Genomic DNA, 19,231 nt, shown 5'->3' on the forward strand with positions numbered 1-19,231 from the left:
TGACGCATGAGCCCCAAGCGAGCCCCTCGCCCCAGCACCGCCAGACGACAAGCCGCCGTAGCGTTGAGCATCAGGAGTTTTCCCGTGTCCGAGGTAAAGATCAGCGCCGAGCCCCGTACGGAGTTCGGCAAGGGTGGTGCCCGTCGTACCCGTCGGGCCGGCAAGGTGCCCGCCGTGCTGTACGGTCACGGCGAGAAGCCCAAGCACATCGCGCTCCCGGCGCGGGAGTTCGCCGCCGCGATCCGTAAGGGCGGCGCCAACCAGCTCTTCGCGATCGAGGTCAGCGACGGCACCCAGGTGCTGGCGCTGCCGAAGGCGATCCAGCGTGACCCGATCCGGGACAGCTTCGAGCACGTGGACCTGCTGCTGGTCCGTCGGGGCGAGAAGGTCACCGTCGAGGTCCCGGTCCAGCTGACCGGTGAGGCCGCGCGGGACACCCTGATCGTGCACGACCACGACACCCTCTCGGTGACCGCCGACGCCACCAAGGTGCCGGACCACCTGGAGGCGTCGATCGAGGGCCTGGAGGCCGGCAGCCAGGTCACCGCCGCCGACGTCGAGCTGCCCTCGGGTGTGGAGCTTGCCGCCGACGCGGAGCAGACGGTCGCCTCGGTGACCGCCGCCCCGACCGCCGAGCAGCTGGAGGCCACCCTGCCGGAGGTCGAGGCCCCGGCTGCGGAGGCCGAGGAGGCCGAGGGTGCGGAGGCCGCCGAGGGCGCCGAGGCTCCGGCCGCCGAGGGCGAGGAGAGCACCGAGGCGAAGACCGAGGCCTGACCGGTCGCATCGTTCACGGCAGGCGCTCCCGTCGCGGGGGCGCCTGCCGGCGTATCGGGGCACGGTCGGCGCGCAGACGGCGAGCGGGAGGTACGGGACGTGACGGACGAGACGGGGCCGTGGCTGGTGGTCGGCCTGGGCAATCCGGGTCGGGAGTACGCCGGGAACCGGCACAACGTCGGCTTCATGGTCGCCGAGTTGCTCGCCGTACGGCTGGGTGGGCGGTTCGGTCGGTACAAGCGGGTGGTGGCGGACGTCGCCGAGGGGCGGATCGGTTTCGGTGGGCCGAAGCTGGTGCTGCTCAAGCCGCAGACGTACATGAACCTGTCGGGTGGGCCGGTGGCCGCGCTGGCGCAGTTCCACAAGATCCCGGCCGAACGGGTGATCGCGGTGCACGACGAGCTGGACATCCCGTACGGGCAGTTGCGGGTGAAGCTGGGCGGCGGCGAGGGCGGGCACAACGGTCTGCGGTCGATGTCGAAGTCGCTGGGGACGAAGGACTACGTGCGGGTGCGCTTCGGCATCGGCCGGCCGCCGGGGCGGCAGGATCCGGCGGATTTCGTGCTGTCGGATTTCAGCACCGCGGAGCGCAAGGAGTTGGAGTTTCTGGTGGACCGGGCCGCTGACGTGGTGGAGTCGGTGGTCACCAAGGGCGTCGAGCCGACCCAGAACGCGTACCACGGGGTCTGAGTCGCGGGGGCGTACTCGTGGCGCGCCCGCGTTGGCGGTAGTCTGCGCGTTCTGGCGTGGCGCGACCGCGCGCGGGCCGTGGTAGGCGACGGGAGCGAGTTCGTGGGCAGTCCTCCGATGATCGACGGCGCGTTCGCCCGCTGGTTGGCGGACCGGGCCGGGCAGGCCCTGCTGGAGCTGCGCGCCGAGATGGGGTTCGCGGACGCGGCGGCGTTGAAGTCGGCCGGGGACAAGGTCTCGCACGATCTGATCCGCAGCGAGCTGGCGAAGTGGCGGCCCGGTGACGCGGTCCTCTCCGAGGAGGACGAGGGGTCGCGGCTGGTGGACACCACGGGCGGGGTGTCCCGGCTGACGGCCGACCGGGTGTGGATCATCGATCCGTTGGACGGGACCCGGGAGTTCTCCGAGGAGGGGCGCGCCGACTGGGCGGTGCACGTCGCGCTCTGGGCGCGTAACGCGCCGACGCCGCACGGTCTGGTGGCGGGGGCGGTGGGGTTGCCGGCACAGCACCGGGTGCTGGGCACGGACTACCCGCCCGCGTACCCGCCGATGACGGTGGAGGCGGCCACGACGGGCGACCGGACGCTGCGGTTGGCGGCGAGCCGGAGCCGGCCGCCGGCGTTCCTGACCGCGCTGGCCGAGGACGTGGGCGCCCAGTTGGTGCCGATGGGTTCGGCGGGCGCGAAGATCGCGGCGGTGGTGACCGGTGACGTGGACGCCTACATCCACGCGGGCGGCCAGTACGAGTGGGACTCGGCGGCGCCGATCGCTGTGGCGACGGCCACCGGACTGCACGCTTCCCGAATCGACGGTTCTGCGCTGAGATACAACGAGGCGGATCCGCGCCTGCCTGACCTGCTGGTCTGCCGCAAGGATCTCGCCAGCCGGTTGCTTGCAGCGCTGCAGAGGCATTCCGGGTAACCTGAGCGCTGTTTTTGATTTGTCCGACCGGAAAGGTCTGGAATCCATGTACGGATCCGCGCCGATCGAGCCCGTGGCATGACCGCCCCCGGCCGCTTCTACCAGGTCTCCCACCTCGACGAGTTGGAGGCGGAGAGCATCTTCGTGATGCGTGAGGTGGTCGCCGAGATGGAGCGGCCGGTGCTGCTCTTCTCCGGTGGCAAGGACTCGATCGTGATGCTGCGGCTGGCGCAGAAGGCGTTCGCCCCGGCCAACATCCCGTTCCCGGTCATGCACGTCGACACCGGGCACAACTTCCCCGAGGTGCTCGACTACCGCGACCAGCGGGTCGCGGAACTGGGTCTGCACCTCGTCGTGGCGAGCGTGCCCGACGCCCTGGCGGCCGGCACGGTCCGTGAGTCGGGTGACGGGATGCGGAACCGGATCCAGACGCCGGTGTTGTTGGACGCGGTGGAGAAGCACCGGTTCGACGCGTTGTTCGGTGGGGCGCGGCGGGACGAGGAGAAGGCGCGGGCGAAGGAGCGGGTGTTCTCGTTCCGGGACGAGTTCGGGCAGTGGGATCCGAAGAACCAGCGGCCGGAGTTGTGGTCGTTGTACAACGGTCGGCATCATCCGGGTGAGTCGATCCGGGTGTTCCCGTTGTCGAACTGGACCGAGTTGGACATCTGGCATTACATCGCCCGGGAGCGGGTGCCGTTGCCGTCGATCTACTACGCGCACGACCGGGAGGTCGTCGAACGCGACGGCATGCTCTACGCCGTCAACGAGTTCTTCCGGCCCCGGGCCGGCGAGCAGCAGTTCAAGGCCCGGGTGCGGTACCGGACGGTGGGCGACGCGTCGTGCACGGCGGCGGTGCGTTCGGACGCCGACACGGTGGAGAAGGTGATCGACGAGGTGGCCGCGACGCGGATCACCGAGCGGGGTGCCACCCGGGGCGACGACCGGGTCAGCGAGGCCGCCATGGAGGACCGCAAGCGGGAGGGCTACTTCTGATGAGCACCGAAACGGTGTCGCCCGAGGTCGAGGCCCGGCCGATGGACCTGCTGCGGTTCGCCACGGCCGGGAGTGTGGACGACGGCAAGTCGACCCTGATCGGTCGGCTGCTGTATGACACGAAGTCGTTGTTCACCGACCAGTTGGCCGCGGTGGAGGCGGTCAGCGCGGCCCGGGGTGACGAGTACACCAACCTGGCGTTGCTCACCGACGGCCTGCGGGCCGAGCGGGAACAGGGCATCACCATCGACGTGGCGTACCGGTACTTCGCCACCCCCCGGCGCAAGTTCATCATCGCCGACACCCCCGGGCACACCCAGTACACCCGCAACATGGTCACCGGCGCGTCCACGGCCGATCTGGCGTTGATCCTGGTGGACGCGCGTAAGGGTCTGGTGGAGCAGTCGCGGCGGCACGCGTTCCTGTGCTCGCTGCTGCGGGTGCCGCACCTGGTGCTGTGCGTCAACAAGATGGACCTGGTCGACTTCTCCCAGGAGGTCTTCGAACGCATCGCCGACGAGTTCACCGCCTTCGCGGCCAAACTCGACGCGCCGGACCTGACGGTGGTGCCGATCTCGGCGCTGCGCGGCGACAACATCGTCACCCGGTCGGAGAACATGCCGTGGTATGACGGGCCGTCGCTGCTGCACCACCTGGAGCGTGTGCACATCGCCTCGGACCGCAACCTGGTCGACGTCCGGTTCCCGGTGCAGTACGTGATCCGCCCCCAGTCCACCACGGTCACCGACTACCGGGGCTACGCCGGGCAGGTCGCCTCCGGGGTGCTCAAGCCCGGCGACGAGGTGATGGTCCTGCCGTCCGGGTTCACCAGCCGGATCGCCGCCATCGACACCGCCGACGGACCCGTCGACGAGGCGTTCCCCCCGATGTCGGTCACCGTCCGCCTCGACGACGAGATCGACATCTCGCGCGGCGACATGATCTGCCGGCCGAACAACGCCCCGACCGTCTCGCAGGACATCGAGGCGATGGTCTGCTGGATGGACGAGACCCGCCCGCTCCAGGTCGGCGGCAAGTACACGATCAAGCACACGACGCGTTCGGCGCGGACGATCGTGCGTGGCCTGTACTACCGCCTCGACGTCAACACCCTGCACCGGGACGAGACCGCCAGCGAACTGCGGCTCAACGAGATCGGCCGGGTACGGCTGCGGACCACCGTCCCGCTGCTGGCCGACGAGTACCGCCGTAACCGCACCACGGGCGGCTTCATCATCATCGACGAGGCCACGAACCGCACCGTGGCCGCCGGCATGATCGTCGACACCGCCTGACCCACCCCACTCTCCCTCTCCTCCTCCCGCCGCCGCCCGGCCCTCCCCGCCCCGTCGGCTCTCGGTGATCAAGAGCTTTGCGTCAGTTTCCGCCCGACGGATGACGCAAGGCTCTTGATCACCGCCACCCAGCACGCCCACTCGCCCGGCTGTTGCTCGGTGATCAAGAGGTTTGCGTCAGGTTTCGCTGGCGGATTGACGCAAACCTCTTGATCACCGGCGCAGGAGCGGGCCCGGGCAGGCCGGACCGGGGCAGGCCGGACCCGGGGCGTGAGCGGGGTAGGCCGGGGGGAGGCGGGTCAGGGGAGGCGGGTGGCACCGGGGGCGGGGAGGGCGGTGAGGGTGTCGGGGGCGGCGAAGCCGCGTTCGGCGTAGGCGCTCCGGACGGCTGCCGCCACCGGTTCCGCAGCCGCCGCCTCGACCAGGGCGAGGACGCAGCCGCCGAAGCCGCCGCCGGTCATCCGGGCACCCAGCGCGCCGGCCGCGAGCGCCGCCTCGACGGCGGTGTCGACCTCGGGGACGGTGATCGCGAAGTCGTCCCGCATGGAGGCGTGCGACGCGGTCAGCAGCGGTCCGATCTCGGCGACCCGGCCGGCGCGCAGCAGGGCGACGGTGTCGAGCACCCGCTGGTTCTCGGTGACCACGTGCCGGACCCGGCGTCGGGTCTCGTCGTCGGGCAGCCGCGCCAGCGCGGCGTCGAGGTCGGCGACCGGCACGTCGCGCAGGGCGGGCACGCCGAGCAGGTCGGCGGCCCGTTCGCAGGCGGCGCGGCGGGAGGCGTACTCGCCGTCGGCGTGCCGGTGCGGCGCACGACTGTCGATCACCAGGATGGCCAGGCCGGCGGCGTCGAGGTCGAACGGGACGTGGTCGACGGATTCGTCCCGGCAGTCGAGGAACAGGGCGTGGCCGGCGCGGCAGCGGATCACCGCCGACTGGTCCATGATGCCTGTCGGCGCACCGACGTAGCCGTTCTCGGCGCGTTGGGCCAGTCGGGGCCGGCGCTCGGCGGGCAGGTCCAGCCCGCCCAGGTCGGCCAGGGCGGCGAGCACCGCCGCCTCCAGGGCCGCCGACGAGGAGAGCCCGGAGCCGAGCGGCACGTCCGAGGCGATGGCCAGCCGGGCGCCGGGGACGGCGTACCCGGCCTCGCGCAGGGCCCAGACCACTCCGGCGACGTAGCCGCCCCAGCCGGTGACCCGGCCGGGGGAGTCGGCCTCGGCGGCCCCGAAGTCGACGGGCCGGTCGGCGATCTCCGAGCGGACCGTCCAGCGTTCGCCGGGCTGCGGGTCGGCGGCGACCACGGTACGCAGCGGCAGGGCGAAGGGGAGCACGAATCCGTCGTTGTAGTCGGTGTGCTCGCCGATGAGGTTGACCCGTCCGGGTGCCGCCCAGCGTCCGGCGGGCGTCGCGTCGTACCCGCAGGAGAAGCCGGCGGTGGCGCGGTCGGCGACGTCCGGGCGGCCCGTCACGACTGCTCCAGCACGTGCGCGCGGTAGAACGCCCAGGCGTCGCCGACCATGTCGGTGAGGGTGGGTTTCTCGGGCACCCAGCCGAGTTCCTGGCGGGCCAGCGCCGAGGAGGCGACGAGTTCGGCCGGGTCGCCCTCGCGGCGGGGGGCGGTCTCGACCGGCACCGGGTGCCCGGTGACCTCGCGGACCACGTCGACGACCTGCCGGTTGGTGAAGCCGCTGCCGTTGCCGAGGTTGTAGATGCGGTGCCGGCCGGGCACGGCGGCAGTGAGCGCCAGCAGGTGGGCGCGGGCCAGGTCCTCCACGTGGATGTAGTCGCGCACGCAGGTGCCGTCGACGGTGGGGTAGTCGTCGCCGAAGAGTTGGAGTTTCTCCCGGCGGCCGGCGGCGACGTCGAGGGCGATGGGGATGAGGTGGGTCTCCGGGTCGTGCCGTTCGCCGATGGCGAGGCCGTCGCGCAGGTACGCCCCGGCGACGTTGAAGTAGCGCAGCGACACGGCGGCGAGGTCGTGTGCGGTCGCCTCGGAGGTGAGCACCAGGTCGACGGCGAGCTTGGTGGCGCCGTACGTGTTGGTGGGGGCCTTGACGGCGGTCTCCGGGATCGGCAGCTCGACCGGGTTGCCGTAGACGGCGGCGGTGGAGGAGAAGACCAGGCGCGGCACCCGGGCGGCCCGGACGGCGTCGATCAGCGCGATCGAGCTGACCGTGTTGGCGTGCCAGTACCGCTCGGGGTGGACCATCGACTCGCCGGCGGCGATCAGCGCGGCGAAGTGCAGCACCCCGTCGAAGCCGGCGTCGGGGGTGAGCACCCGGGCGGCCTCGTGCACTGGCAGCTCGACGTGGGTGGCGTCGGGGGCCAGCGCCGCCCGGTGCCCGGTACGCAGGTCGTCCAGGACGGTCACCCGGTGGCCGGCGTCGAGCAGCATCCGGGTCACCACGCTGCCGATGTACCCGGCACCGCCGGTGACGAGCAGTTTCACGTCGGTCCTCCTGCCTGGCCGCGCCCGCTGCGGCCGTTCGTGATCACCCTACGGCCGGGTGCTGTCGCCGCGCTGTGCGTCGTGGGGTCGCCCTCATTCCATCATGAACCTTCATGATTGAACAGATCCGCACATTGCCCACCGGCCGGGTCCGCCGGCCCTACCATCACTTCCATGCGGGAAGCGGGTGGTCCCGGGCCCCGAAGACGCGCGCCGGGGCGGAGCCGACGCGTACCCGGGCCGGTGGCCCGTAGTGTCGCGCGGCTGGTCGTCCGGGCCGCCGACGGCGCGACCCGGCTCGTCACCGACCTGCTCGGCGCCAGCCCGGCCGCCGGCCGGGAACGGATCAGCGAGCACGAGCTACGCGACCTGGTCGCCGCGAACACCGTCCTCGACCCGGACGAACGGCGGATCATCGACGAGGTGCTGGTCGCCGGGGCCAGCCTGGTGCGCGAGGTGATGATGCCCCGCACCGAGGTGGTCTTCCTCGCCGCCGGGCTGACCCTCGCCGAGGCCGAACGCCTGGTCCGGATCGACCCGCACACCCGGTACCCGGTGGTCGACGGCACCCATGACGACGTGGTCGGCTTCGTCCACCTGCGGGACGTGCTGCTCCGCCCCGACCTGGACCCGGCGACCACGGTGGGCCGGCTGAGCCGGGAGGTCAAGCGGCTGCCCGGCAGCAAGCGGGTGCTCGCCGCGCTGACCGAGATGCGCCGCGAGGGCCACCACCTCGCCGTGGTGGTCGACGAGTACGGCGGCACCGCCGGCATCGTGACCTGCGAGGACCTGATCGAGGAACTGGTCGGGGAGATCCACGACGAGTACGCCGGCCCACCCGAGCCGGCGTCGGCCGGCCTGCCCGCCGTGGTCGACGGCCGGCTCAACCTGGCCGACTTCGCCGAGCGGACCGGGGTGCCGCTGCCCGCCGGCCCGTACGAGACGGTCGGCGGGTACGTGATGGCGGCGCTCGGCCGGCTCCCGGTGGCCGGCGACGAGGTGCCGGTCACCCCGGGAGACGAACCGTCCCCGGCTGAGGGGTGGCTGTTGCGGGTGCTCGCCCTCGACGGGCGTCGGGTGTCCCGGGTCGCGGTGTCCGCCGCCCGCCTGCCGGAGCCGCGCCGGGAGGCCGCCGCTGCCGCGGCACCGGTGGACGTCGCGCGGGTGTCGGTACGCGAGGTCACCGCCCCGGTGCAACCGGCGGCGAGTCGACCCGCCGGCCCGTCATGACGGACGCCGGGGGTTGCTGACAGAATTGCCGGCATGTCCGACGCTCCCGCCCGCCCCCGCGTCTTCTCCGGCATCCAGCCGACGGCCGACTCGTTCCACCTCGGCAACTACCTGGGCGCGGTGCGGCACTGGGTGGCGTTGCAGGACACCCACGAGGCGTTCTACTGCGTGGTCGACCTGCACGCGATCACCGCAGGGCACGATCCGGCGGTGCTGCGCCAGCGCACCCGGGTGGCCGCCGCGCAGCTCCTCGCGGTCGGCATCGACCCGGAGCGCAGCGCCCTGTTCGTCCAGTCGCAGGTGCCCGAGCACGCGCAGCTGGCGTGGGTGCTGGGCTGTATCACCGGGTTCGGTGAGGCGAGCCGGATGACCCAGTTCAAGGACAAGTCGCAGAAGCAGGGCAGCGACCGCTCCAGCGTCGGCCTGTTCACTTACCCGATCCTCCAGGCCGCCGACATCCTGCTCTACCAGGCCGACGCGGTGCCGGTCGGCGAGGACCAGCGGCAGCACCTGGAGCTCTCCCGGGATCTGGCCCAGCGGTTCAACTCGCTGTTCGGGCCGACCTTCACGGTGCCCGCCCCGCACATCGTGAAGGACACTGCCAAGATCACCGACCTCCAGGAGCCGACGGCGAAGATGTCGAAGTCGTCGTCCTCCCCGACCGGCATCATCGACCTGCTGGAGGACCCGGCCCGCTCGGCCAAGAAGATCCGCTCGGCGGTCACCGACACCGGCCGGGAGATCGTCTTCGACACCGAGACCAAGCCCGGGGTGTCCAACCTGCTCACCATCCACTCCGCCCTGTCCGGCCGGAGCATCGACGACCTGGTGGCGGCGTACGCGGGCCGGGGCTACGGCGATCTCAAGAAGGAGCTGGGCGAGGTGGTCCGCGAGTTCGTCACCCCGATCCAGGAACGCACCCGGGCCTACCTCGACGACCCCGCGCAGCTCGACAAGCTGCTCGCCGTCGGGGTGGAGAAGGCCCGTGCGGTGACCGTGCCGACGCTGCGCACAGCGTACGAGCGGGTCGGGTTCCTGGCGTCGGCCCCCGTGGCGTAACGGTGGGCGGGTCGGCGGTACGGGTCGAGACGATGGCCGGAGGGGTGGCGCGGAGCGTGGATCGCAGCGACGGGATACCGGTGGCCGGCGACACCATCCAGATCGGGATCGCGGTGGACATCCCGGAGCCGTGGGGTGGGCTGCTCACCCGACGCCGGATGCAGACGGGTGACCCGCAGGTCGTCCCCGCGCACGTGACCCTGCTCGGCCCGACCGAGATCCCCCTGGCCGCGCTGGAGTCGGTCGAGGCGCACCTGGCGCAGGTGGCCGCCGCCCACCTGCCGTTCACCCTGCACCTGCGGGGCACCGGCACGTTCCGGCCGGTGACCCAGGTGGTCTTCGTCGCCGTCGCGGCCGGGATCAGCGAGTGCGAGCTGCTCGCCGCCGCCATCAGCGCCGCCCCGCACCTGCACCGGGAGCTGCGCTTCCCGTACCACCCGCACGTCACCGTGGCGCAGGACGTCGCCCCGGAGGCGCTGGACCGGGCGTACGAGGATCTCGCCGACTTCTCGGCGATGTTCGAGGTGGAGGGCTTCACCCTCTTCTCGCACAGCGGCGCGACCCGGTGGCAGCCGCGCCGGGACTTCCGGCTCGGCGGCTGACCCGTCCCGTGGCCGGTCGGAGGGGCCCCCGGCGCGGCACCTCGCCTGCCGGTGGCACGCTGGTGGCCGGCACCCGCTCCCGCCGACCGCCGGTTGGCCGGCACCGGTGACGACAGATCGGCGAGGATGACGTGGTGGACGCGTGGGGCCGGTGGACGGCCGGCATCGACCGCCGGTTCACCGTGGCCCGGCACCGGTGGCCCCGGCTCGACCACCTCTGGCGGGCGGTCGACCTCTACGGGGAGGTGCTGGGCGGCCGGCTGGCCGCCGCCATCGCCTACTACGGGTTCTTCGCCGTGTTCGCCCTCGCCCTGGTCGCCTACTCGGTCTTCGGGGCGATCCTGGAGGACAACGACGAGGTCTCCGACGCGGTGGCGGAGTTCCTGCGGGACAACCTGCCCTTCCTCGACCCGCAGCAGATCGCCGAGAGCAGCAACGCGGTAGGCGTGGTGGGCCTGGTCATCCTGTTCTTCACCGGGATCGGCTGGGTGGAGGCGATCCGGTCGTCGCAGCGGCTGATGTACGGCTTCAACCAGCAGCCGGGCAACCTGGTGGTCCGCCGGCTGGTGGACCTGGGTGTGCTGCTGCTGGTCTTCGTCATGCTGGGCATCTCGGTGGCGGCGGTGGACGCACTGGAGTCGGTGCTGCGGTTCCTGCTGCGGGCCACCGGCTCGGTGGGGCTGACCACCATCAGCGCGGTGCTCAGCGTGCTGGTCAACGCGGTGCTGGCGACGGCGCTGCTGGTGGCGGTGCCCCGGCTGCGGATGAGCCGCCGCCGGCTGCGCCCGGTGGTGTTGCTGGTCGCGGTCGGGATCACCCTGCTCAACACGGTCGGCCGGTTCTACATCGTGCGGACCGAGCGCAACCCGGCGTACGCCGTGGTGGCCGGCGCGGTGGCCGTGCTGCTCTACCTCTACCTGCTCAACCAGTTGGTGCTCTTCGGCGCGGCGCTGGCCGCCACCAGCCGGCACGGCCGGGTGGTCGACCTGTCGGAGGGGGCGGTGATGCGGCAGGTCAACGTCGAGGCCGACGTCGACACCGAGACCGATCCGGGTACGCCGGGAGGGGCGGGCTGATGTCTGTCGAGATCGATCCGGGCTCCCCGGTGCCCCCGTACGAGCAGGTGCGGGCGCAGCTCGCCGCGATGATCGGCGACGGCCGGCTGGCGGTCGGCACCCGGCTGGCCCCGGTCCGGCAGTTCGCCGCCGAGCTGGGGTTGGCGGTGAACACGGTGGCCCGCGCCTACCGGGAGCTGGAGTCGGCCGGGCTGGTGCAGACCCGGGGCCGGCACGGCAGCTTCGTCGCCCCGGGCCGGGACGACGCGGCCGACCGGTTGCAGCGGGCGGCGGCCCGCTACGCCGAGGAGGCGACCCGGCTGGGCGTGCCGCCGGACCGCGCGTTGGCCCTGGTCCGCGCCGCCCTGGGCGGGTCACCCCCGGCCTGAGCCCGCACCGTCGCCGCCCGGCCCGGTGCCGGCCGGCCGGGGCCGGGGCCACGGCCGGGACGACGGTCGGGCCGGCTGACGGCAGGACCGGTCCGGGGAGGAAAGCGGGATGCCGACAGTCGTCGGAAAAGATGAATGGGGCAAATCCCACCCGGTGTGCGAGGCCGAGCCGACATGATGAGCCGGTGGGCGCACTCGTGACGCTGGACCTGCCGGACGACTCGCCGCTGCTCACCCTGCCCTGGATCATCACGTTCGGCCCGCTCGCCGATCCGGCCGAGTGGGAACCCGTGGTCTGCGGCCCGTACGAGCGACCGCACGCGCTGGCCCTGGCCGAGGCGGTGGTGGCCGACGAACGGTTCATGGCGGTGGTCGAGCCGCTGGTGCCGGCGCTGTCGGCCGAGGAGATCCGGGGCGAGATCGCCGCGTCGCAGCTCGCCGCCGCCGACGAGGAGGCCCGGATCGAGGCGGCCGACCTCTACGGCGACTTCGACGACGTCCTCGACGAGCAGGAGGACGAGGCCGCCGTCGGGGCCGACCGGCCGCAGCCGCCGCCCGTGCCGACCGAGGCACAGGTGCGGGCGGGCTTCGGGCGGATCGCGGGGCTGCTGCGCGGGCGGTGACGGGTCGGGCGACGCCGGTACGCGGTGGTGCACCGGCGTCCCGGGAAGCGGACTTCCCGGGACGCCGGTGCCACCTTCACCCCCCACCACAAGGGGTCGGCAGCCCCAGTCGCCCGTCGGCGCGGGGCACAACGGACGACCAGGTCAAAGGCGGGTTACCCGGCTCAGCGCCGTTCGAACCACGCGGCTGCGTCCACCGGCAGGACGTGTCCGGTGTCCTGCTCGGTGAGGTCGGCGCTGGCCACCAGGGGACGGCCGTACCCGTCGATCCGGACCGGGGCGCCGCTGAGGTTGACCACGCAGGTCAACGCGGCGGCGTCGCCGTCGCGGCGGAACGCCAGCACCCCCGGCTCGGTCTGCTGCCAGAGCACCGGGCCGGCGGTGGCCGACAGCGCCGGGTGCGCGCGCCGGACCCGCAGCGCGGCCCGGTACAGCTCCAGCGTCGAGCCGGGCGTTCCGGTCTGGGCGGCCACCGAGAGGGCCCGCCAGGTGGCCGGGGCCGGCAGCCAGCTCAGTTCGCCGCCCTGCGGCCCGAAGCCGTACGGGGGCAGCTCACCGCCCCACGGGATCGGCACCCGGCAGCCGTCCCGGCTCTCCCCGGTCCGCAGGAACGCCGGGTCCTGCCGGAGCGCGTCGGGCAGGTCCAGCACCTCCGGCAGGCCCAGCTCCTCACCCTGGTAGAGGTAGGTGGAGCCGGGCAGGGCCAGCATCAGCAGGGCGGCGGCGCGGGCCCGGCGCAGGCCGACCTCGCCGTCGCCGTACCGGGTGACGTGCCGTTGCCGGTCGTGGTTGGACAGCACCCAGGTGGTCGGCGCGCCGACGATCGTCGCCTCGGCCAGCGCGGTGTCGATCACCTTGCGGAACGAGTCGGCCGACCAGGTGGCGTCGAGGAAGTCGAAGCTGAACGCCTGGTGCAGCTCGTCCGGGCCGATGTAGCGGGCGAGCCGCTGCGGGGTCTCCGCCCACGCCTCGGCCACCGCCATCCGACCGCCGGGGTAGCTGTCGAGGATGGGTCGCCAGGCGCGGTAGATGTCGTGCACCTCGTCCTGGTCGAAGTAGGGCAGCCGGCCCTTGCCGAGCAGCTCCGACTGGCGGCGGCCGGTGGTCATCGAGCTGAAGCCGACGTCCGGCAGCCCCTCGGCCTTGATCATGCCGTGGGCCACGTCGATGCGGAACCCGTCGACCCCCCGGTCGAGCCAGAAGCGGAGGACGTCTTCGAACTCGGCACGCACCTGCGGGTGCCGCCAGTTCAGGTCGGGTTGGGCCGGGTCGAACAGGTGCAGGTACCACTGGCCGTCCGGCAGCCGGGTCCAGGCGGGGCCGCCGAAGATGCTCTCCCAGTCGTTGGGGGGCAGTTCGCCGTCGACGCCCTGGCCGTCGGCGAACAGGTAACGCTCCCGCTCGGGGGAGCCGGGGCCGGCGGCGAGGGCGGCGGTGAACCAGGGGTGTGCGCTGGAGGTGTGGTTGGGCACCAGGTCCACGATGATCCGCAGGCCCAGCGCGTGCGCGTCGGTGATCATGGCGTCGAAGTCGGCGAGGTCGCCGAAGAGCGGGTCGACGTCGCGGTAGTCGGCCACGTCGTAGCCGGCGTCGATCTGCGGCGAGGTGTAGAACGGGGTGAGCCAGAGCGCGTCCACCCCGAGGTCGCGCAGGTAGGGCAGCCGCTGCCGGATGCCCCCGAGGTCGCCGACGCCGTCACCGTCGGAGTCGGCGAAGCTGCGGACGTACACCTGGTAGACGACCGCGGCGCGCCACCAGTCGTCGTCGGAGGCCAGCGGCGTGGGGTCGGTGGCGGTCATCGGCGGAGATCCCCGTTCTGTGGCGGGACGGCGGCACCCGCGCGGCGGTGGGTGACGACGCGGGTGTGTGGAGAGAATGCCGGCCAGATGCTGCAAGAGTCAAGCATGCCTTGCGCAAGAAATGACGTCCGTCACCGGTGGCCAGGGCAGGTCGTTCGTGGGCGCGTCCCGTCCACCGGGAGGTGGACCCGGTCGACGGGCCGGCGCGGCCCGGGAGGTGGCGGGGGTGTCAGGCGGGGACGGCGAGGGCGGGCGGCACCGGGCGCTGCCGGCCGGCGTCCGCCGGTCGGACGACCGCGGTCGATCCGCGTACCACCAGCTCGGGGCGGAACAGGTACTCCGAGTGCGGCGCGGCGTGCCCGTTGATCTCGTCGACCAGGGCCCGGACCGCGGCCACCGCCATCGCGGCCACCGGCTGCCGCATGGTGGTCAGCGGCGGGTCGGTGAAGGCCATCAGCGGCGAGTCGTCGTAGCCGACCACCGACAGGTCGCCCGGCACGGACATGCCGCGCTGCCGGGCGGCCCGGACCGCGCCGAGCGCCATCAGGTCGGAGCCGCAGACGATCCCGGTGACCCCGCGCCCGATCAGCCGGCCGGCGGCGGCCTCGCCGCCCTCGACGCCGAACAGCGACAGCTCGGCGAGCGCGTCCAGGTCGCCGCCGGTGGTGCCGAGCCGGGTCATCGCGGCCCGGAAGCCGGCCACCCGACGCTGCACCGGCACGAACCGGTCCGGCCCGGTGATCAGGCCGATCCGCCGGTGCCCGAGCGCGACCAGGTGCGCCACGGCCAGCTCGGTGGCCTCCCGGTCGTCGCAGGAGACGAAGGGCGCGGCGATGCCGGGGGCGTACCCGTTGATCATGACGACCGGCAGCGGCCGGGCGATCAGCGCGCGGTACCGGTCGTGGTTGGCGGCCGTGTCGGCGTGCAGGCCGGAGACGAAGACGATGCCGGAGACCTGCCGGTCGAGCAGCATCTCCACGTACTCGTCCTCGGTGACCCCGCCCGGGGTCTGGGTGCACAGCACCGGGGTGAACCCGCTCTGCGCCAGCGTCGACTCGATGACCTGGGCGAACGCCGGGAAGATGGGATTGTCCAGCTCCGGCACCACCAGCCCGACCAGGCCGGCGCTGCGCTTGCGCAGCCGGGCCGGACGCTCGTAGCCGAGCACGTCGAGGGCGGTCAGTACCGCCTGTCGGGTCTCGGGGGCCACACCGGGGCGGTCGTTGAGCACCCGCGACACCGTGGCCTCGCTGACTTCGGCCTGTTGGGCGATGTCGGACAGTCGAGCGCGCATGGCGGCACTCTAGCTCACGGGCAAGTTCTTGCGTACGCCTCTGCAAGCCCTTCCATTGCATGCAACCTCTTGCTAACGTCCCGGCAACACGTGACAGCAGCGACGCGGCCTTCCCGGCGTCGGTTGGCAAGAACTTTCAGTGTTTCCCCGGTGTGGTCGCCCGTCCCCCGGCGACCCGTCATGACGACAGGAGTACCGATGCGCATCCGTACCGCGGGTGTGGTCACCGTTCTCGGCCTGGCGCTCGCCGCCTCGGGCTGCGGCGGCGACAACAGCAAGGACGAACCGGCCGCCAAGGCCACCTCCCCGGCCGCGAGCGGCAAGCTCGTCATCTGGGCGGACGACAAGCGGACCGCGGCGCTCAAGCCGTTCGCCGAGAAGTTCGGCCAGGACAACGGCGTCACCGTCGAGGTGCAGGCCGTCTCCAAGGACCTCCAGACCAACTTTGTCACCGCCTCCCAGCAGGGCAGCGGCCCGGACGTGGTGGTCGGCGCGCACGACTGGATCGGCAACCTCGTGCAGAACGGGGCCATCGACCCGGTGCAGCTCGCCGCCGAGCAGAAGTCCGGCTTCAACGAGACCGCGATCAAGGCGGTCACCTTCAACGGGCAGCTCTACGGTGTCCCCTACGCCACCGAGAACGTCGCGTTGATCCGCAACACCGCGCTGGCCCCCGAGGCGCCCAAGACGATCGAGGACCTGGTCGCCACCGGCAAGAAGCTCAAGGCCGACAAGAAGGCCAGCGAGATCCTCTGCCTCCAGTCCGGACAGAACGGCGACGCGTACCACATCTACCCGCTGTACACCTCGGCCGGCGGCTACCTCTTCGGCACCGCCGCCAACGGCGACTACGACCCGAAGGACCTGGGCGTGGGCAAGCCGGAGTCGATCGAGGCGTTCAAGAAGATCGGCAAGCTCGGCGAGAAGGGCGACGGCGCGCTCAAGCGCTCCATCACCGGCGAGAACTCGATCGCCACCTTCACCGGTAAGAAGTGTGCCTTCCTGGTCTCCGGCCCGTGGGCGATCGCCGACGCCAAGAAGGCAGGCATCTCCTACGACATCTCCCCGGTCCCCGGCTTCGCCGGTGGCAAGCAGGCCCAGCCGTTCGTCGGCGTCCAGGCGTTCTACGTCGCCGCCAAGGGCAAGAACAAGGCGCTGGCCCAGGAGTTCGTCACCAACTACGTCACCACCCCCGAGCTGGCCGTGGCGCTCTACCAGGCCGAGCCCCGCCCGCCGGCGTTGACCGCCGCGTTCGACCAGGTCAAGGGTGCCGACCCGGACCTGGCCAAGTTCTCCGAGGCGGGCAAGGGCGGGCAGGTGCTGCCGGCGATCCCGGCCATGGCCGCGATCTGGGACCCGTTCGGCAAGGCGGAAGCGGCCGTCATCGGTGGGGCCGACCCGGCGAAGACCGTCACCGCCGCCGGCAAGACGATCTCGGGTCAGATCAAGTAATGAGCACGCTGTCCGGCCCGGGACCTGCCCCGCAGGCCCCGGGCCGGGGGCCTGCGCGTTCCGGGCCCCCGGAAACCTCCCGTACCGCGCGCTCCCACGCGCCGATCACCGCGACCGGTCTCGTCGTCAAGGTGGTCCTGCTCGGCCTGGTGGCCGGGATCGCGATCTGGGCGGCCTTCCCGCTCATCGCCGCCCGGCTCTGGGTCGGTCTCGCCATCCTGGTGGCCACCACCGCCGGCCTGGGCTACCTCTACCTCACCCGCCGGCACATCCCGGCCAAGTACCTGGTGCCAGGAACGATCTTCCTGATCGCCTTCCAGGTCTTCCCGGTGCTCTACACCGCGAGCACCGCGTTCACCAACTTCGGCGACGGCCACCGGGGCTCCAAGGACGACGCGATCGTCGCCATCGAGACCTCCTCGGTCAAGCAGGTCCCCGGCTCCGCCGAGTACGCCCTCGCCATCGCCACCACCGGCGACCCGGCCGCCGGGCCGCTGGTCTTCCTGCTCACCGACCCGGCGACCGGCCGGGTCTCCGCCGGGGACGCCGACGGGCTACGCCCGCTGGACGCCGCCGACGTGACCGTCGCCGGCAGCGGCAGGGTCACCGCCGCCAAGGGCTACACCGTGCTCAACGTCGGCCAGGCCAGCGTCCGCAGCGAGGAGATCACCGCCCTGGTGGTGCCGACCTCCGGGGGCGCGGTGCGCTCCAACGGCCTGTCCCGTGCCTACGAGGGCAGGGCCGTCCGGGCGTACGACCGGGGCTGCGACTGCGTCACCGACGGCGAGACCGGCAGGACCTGGACGGCCGACCCGGACACCGGCTCCTTCGTCGCCGCCGACGGCGAGCGGCTCGCCCAGGGCTGGCAGGTCGGGGTGGGGTTGAAGAACTTCGCCCGGGTGCTCACCGACCCGAACATCTCCGGCCCGTTCTTCGGCACCCTGCTGTGGAACTTCGCCTTCGCGATCGGCTCCACCGGGTTCACCTTCGGACTCGGCATGGCGATCGCGCTGGCCCTGCACTCGCCCCGGATGCGGGGCACCAACCTCTACCGGGTCTTCCTGATCCTGCCGTACGCGATGCCGTCGTTCGCGATGCTGCTGGTCTGGCGGGACATGTTCAACACCGACTTCGGCCTGGTCAACAACCTGTTCGGGCTCGGCGTCGACTGGTTCGGCGAGGCCTGGTCGGCCCGGCTGGCGGTGCTGCTGGTGCAGCTCTGGCTCGGGTACCCGTACATGTTCCTGGTGACCACGGGCGCGCTCCAGGCGATCCCCAAGGAGCTGACCGAGGCCACCTCGGTCGACGGCGCGTCGCCCTGGCAGTCGTTCCGGGCGGTCACCCTGCCGCTGCTGCTGGTCGCGCTCTCGCCGCTGCTGATCGCGTCGTTCGCGTACAACTTCAACAACATCAACGCGATCTGGTTGACCACCGAGGGTGGCCCGTTCGCGCCGGACAACCCGACCAACGGGGCCACCGACCTGCTGATCACGTACACCTACCGGCTGGCCTTCGGCGCGCAGGGCGCCGAGTTCGGCCTGGCCGCCGCGGTGTCGATCTTCATCTTCGCGATCGTGGCCACGGTCTCGGCGGTCAGCTTCCGGCGCACCCGCCGGCAGGAGGAGGTCTACTCGTGACGACCCGTCCCCACACCGCCGGGCCGGCGACCCCCGCCGCACCCGTCGTCGGATCGGATGCCGCCGGCCCGCGTGCCGGCCGGCCGGGTGCCGCGGTACGCGGTGGCCGGCGTCCTGGCCGGTGGTTCACCCAGGTCGGCTGGCGGCACGTGGTCGGCGTGCTGGCGGTGGCGTTCAGCCTCTTCCCGATCCTGTTCGTGCTCTCCGCCGCGCTCAACCCGCTCGGCACCCTCTCGTCGACCGAGCTGCTGCCCACCGGGGCGTCGCTGTCGAACTTCGGCGACCTGTTCGAGCGTACGGAGTTCGGCCGCTGGTTCCTCAACTCGCTGCTCGTCGCGGGCGGGGCGAGCTTCGCGTCGATCTTCCTGTCCTCGCTGGCGGCGTACGCGTTCTCCCGGATGCGCTTCGCCGGGCGGCGGTTCGGGCTGCTGACGCTGCTGCTGATCCAGATGTTCCCGCAGTTCCTGGCGATCGTGGCGATCTTCCTGATCTTCACCCGGGTCACCGACCTGTGGCCGTCGATCGGCTTCAACACCCCGTGGGGCCTGTTCCTGCTCTACATGGGCGGCGCGCTGGGCATGAACACCTGGCTGATGAAGGGGTTCTTCGACACCCTGCCCCGCGAGCTGGACGAGTCGGCCACGATGGACGGCGCCAGCCACGCGCAGGTCTTCTTCCGGATCATGCTGCCGTTGGTGGCGCCGATCCTGGCGGTGACCGCGCTGCTGTCGTTCATCGGCACGATCAACGAGTTCATGATCGCCAACGTGTTCCTCACCGACACCGGGTCCAAGACCCTCGCGGTCGGCATGTTCGGCCTGGTGGCGGGGGAGCGGAACAACAACTTCGGCATCTTCGCGGCGGGCACCCTGCTCACCGCGATCCCCACCGTGCTGGTCTTCCAGCTCCTCCAGCGCTACATCGTCTCCGGCCTCACCGCCGGGGCCGTCAAGGGATGAATCGGAAGGCACC

18 protein-coding genes are annotated in these 19,231 nt (G+C 72.1%); 14 read left to right on the forward strand and 4 right to left on the reverse strand.

Features of this window, described 5'->3' with window-relative positions:
* The first annotated feature begins 84 nt into the window (after positions 1-84).
* From JQX11_RS25035 to cysN, 5 genes are all read left to right on the forward strand, one after another.
* Entirely contained in the window at positions 85-774 is a 690-nt protein-coding gene (locus JQX11_RS25035; protein ID WP_204927403.1) for a 50S ribosomal protein L25/general stress protein Ctc, read from the forward strand.
* Positions 775-873: 99 nt separating this feature from the next.
* Positions 874-1,464 (forward strand): aminoacyl-tRNA hydrolase, encoded by a 591-nt coding sequence (gene pth / locus JQX11_RS25040; RefSeq protein ID WP_204927404.1) that lies wholly within the window; start codon positions 874-876, stop codon positions 1,462-1,464.
* 117 nt (positions 1,465-1,581) lie between these two features.
* Positions 1,582-2,385, forward strand: a complete 804-nt coding sequence (locus JQX11_RS25045) for a 3'(2'),5'-bisphosphate nucleotidase CysQ (RefSeq protein ID WP_204927528.1) — start codon at positions 1,582-1,584, stop codon at positions 2,383-2,385.
* A 78-nt stretch (positions 2,386-2,463) separates the two neighbouring features.
* Entirely contained in the window at positions 2,464-3,378 is a 915-nt protein-coding gene (cysD, locus tag JQX11_RS25050) for a sulfate adenylyltransferase subunit CysD (protein WP_204927405.1), read from the forward strand.
* A complete protein-coding gene (cysN, locus tag JQX11_RS25055) occupies positions 3,378-4,673 on the forward strand; it encodes a sulfate adenylyltransferase subunit CysN (protein WP_204927406.1) in 1,296 nt (431 codons plus the stop codon). Before cysD ends, cysN begins: the two co-directional genes overlap by 1 nt.
* Before the next feature lie 299 nt (positions 4,674-4,972).
* On the opposite strand, the gene galK is transcribed toward cysN, so the two are convergent.
* Both galK and galE read right to left on the reverse strand, forming a co-directional pair.
* Complete coding sequence (gene galK / locus JQX11_RS25060; protein WP_204927407.1) at positions 4,973-6,139, reverse strand: galactokinase; 1,167 nt, start codon at positions 6,137-6,139, stop codon at positions 4,973-4,975.
* Complete coding sequence (gene galE / locus JQX11_RS25065) at positions 6,136-7,065, reverse strand: UDP-glucose 4-epimerase GalE (RefSeq protein ID WP_232378560.1); 930 nt, start codon at positions 7,063-7,065, stop codon at positions 6,136-6,138. Before galE ends, galK begins: the two co-directional genes overlap by 4 nt.
* Positions 7,066-7,293: 228 nt before the next feature.
* On the opposite strand from galE, the gene JQX11_RS25070 reads away from it, so the two are divergent.
* The 6 genes from JQX11_RS25070 to JQX11_RS25095 all read left to right on the forward strand — a co-directional run bounded on the left by JQX11_RS25070 (position 7,294) and on the right by JQX11_RS25095 (position 12,077).
* Entirely contained in the window at positions 7,294-8,349 is a 1,056-nt protein-coding gene (locus tag JQX11_RS25070) for a hemolysin family protein (protein WP_204927409.1), read from the forward strand.
* Between the two features lie 33 nt (positions 8,350-8,382).
* Positions 8,383-9,408 carry a tryptophan--tRNA ligase gene (trpS, locus tag JQX11_RS25075; protein WP_204927410.1) on the forward strand — a complete coding sequence of 342 codons (1,026 nt, stop codon included), beginning with the start codon at positions 8,383-8,385 and terminating at the stop codon, positions 9,406-9,408.
* Positions 9,409-9,440: 32 nt separating this feature from the next.
* Complete coding sequence (locus tag JQX11_RS25080) at positions 9,441-10,010, forward strand: 2'-5' RNA ligase family protein (RefSeq protein WP_204927411.1); 570 nt, start codon at positions 9,441-9,443, stop codon at positions 10,008-10,010.
* A gap of 164 nt (positions 10,011-10,174) precedes the next feature.
* Positions 10,175-11,086, forward strand: coding sequence for a YihY/virulence factor BrkB family protein (locus JQX11_RS25085; protein ID WP_302746607.1), 912 nt, complete (start codon positions 10,175-10,177; stop codon positions 11,084-11,086).
* Entirely contained in the window at positions 11,086-11,454 is a 369-nt protein-coding gene (locus tag JQX11_RS25090) for a GntR family transcriptional regulator (RefSeq protein WP_204927413.1), read from the forward strand. The genes JQX11_RS25085 and JQX11_RS25090 overlap by 1 nt, the downstream gene beginning before the upstream one ends.
* Positions 11,455-11,639: 185 nt before the next feature.
* On the forward strand, positions 11,640-12,077 hold the full coding sequence (locus JQX11_RS25095; protein ID WP_204927414.1) for a hypothetical protein: 438 nt from the start codon (positions 11,640-11,642) through the stop codon (positions 12,075-12,077).
* 164 nt (positions 12,078-12,241) lie between these two features.
* Here JQX11_RS25095 and JQX11_RS25100 read toward each other — a convergent pair whose 3' ends face one another.
* Both JQX11_RS25100 and JQX11_RS25105 read right to left on the reverse strand, forming a co-directional pair.
* Positions 12,242-13,876: a glycoside hydrolase family 13 protein gene (locus JQX11_RS25100; RefSeq protein WP_204927415.1), complete on the reverse strand. Its 1,635-nt coding sequence runs from the start codon at positions 13,874-13,876 to the stop codon at positions 12,242-12,244.
* Between the two features lie 229 nt (positions 13,877-14,105).
* Entirely contained in the window at positions 14,106-15,170 is a 1,065-nt protein-coding gene (locus JQX11_RS25105; protein WP_204927416.1) for a LacI family DNA-binding transcriptional regulator, read from the reverse strand.
* A gap of 198 nt (positions 15,171-15,368) precedes the next feature.
* Here JQX11_RS25105 and JQX11_RS25110 point away from each other — a divergent pair, with 198 nt between their 5' ends.
* The 3 genes from JQX11_RS25110 to JQX11_RS25120 all read left to right on the forward strand — a co-directional run bounded on the left by JQX11_RS25110 (position 15,369) and on the right by JQX11_RS25120 (position 19,218).
* Positions 15,369-16,622, forward strand: coding sequence for a sugar ABC transporter substrate-binding protein (locus tag JQX11_RS25110; RefSeq protein WP_204927417.1), 1,254 nt, complete (start codon positions 15,369-15,371; stop codon positions 16,620-16,622).
* On the forward strand, positions 16,622-18,259 hold the full coding sequence (locus tag JQX11_RS25115; protein WP_204927418.1) for an ABC transporter permease subunit: 1,638 nt from the start codon (positions 16,622-16,624) through the stop codon (positions 18,257-18,259). The genes JQX11_RS25110 and JQX11_RS25115 overlap by 1 nt, the downstream gene beginning before the upstream one ends.
* A 149-nt stretch (positions 18,260-18,408) precedes the next feature.
* Complete coding sequence (locus JQX11_RS25120) at positions 18,409-19,218, forward strand: sugar ABC transporter permease (RefSeq protein WP_204927529.1); 810 nt, start codon at positions 18,409-18,411, stop codon at positions 19,216-19,218.
* Positions 19,219-19,231: the final 13 nt, after the last annotated feature.

The organism is Micromonospora humida, assembly GCF_016901255.1.
GTDB classification, from domain to species: Bacteria; Actinomycetota; Actinomycetes; order Mycobacteriales; family Micromonosporaceae; genus Micromonospora; species Micromonospora wenchangensis.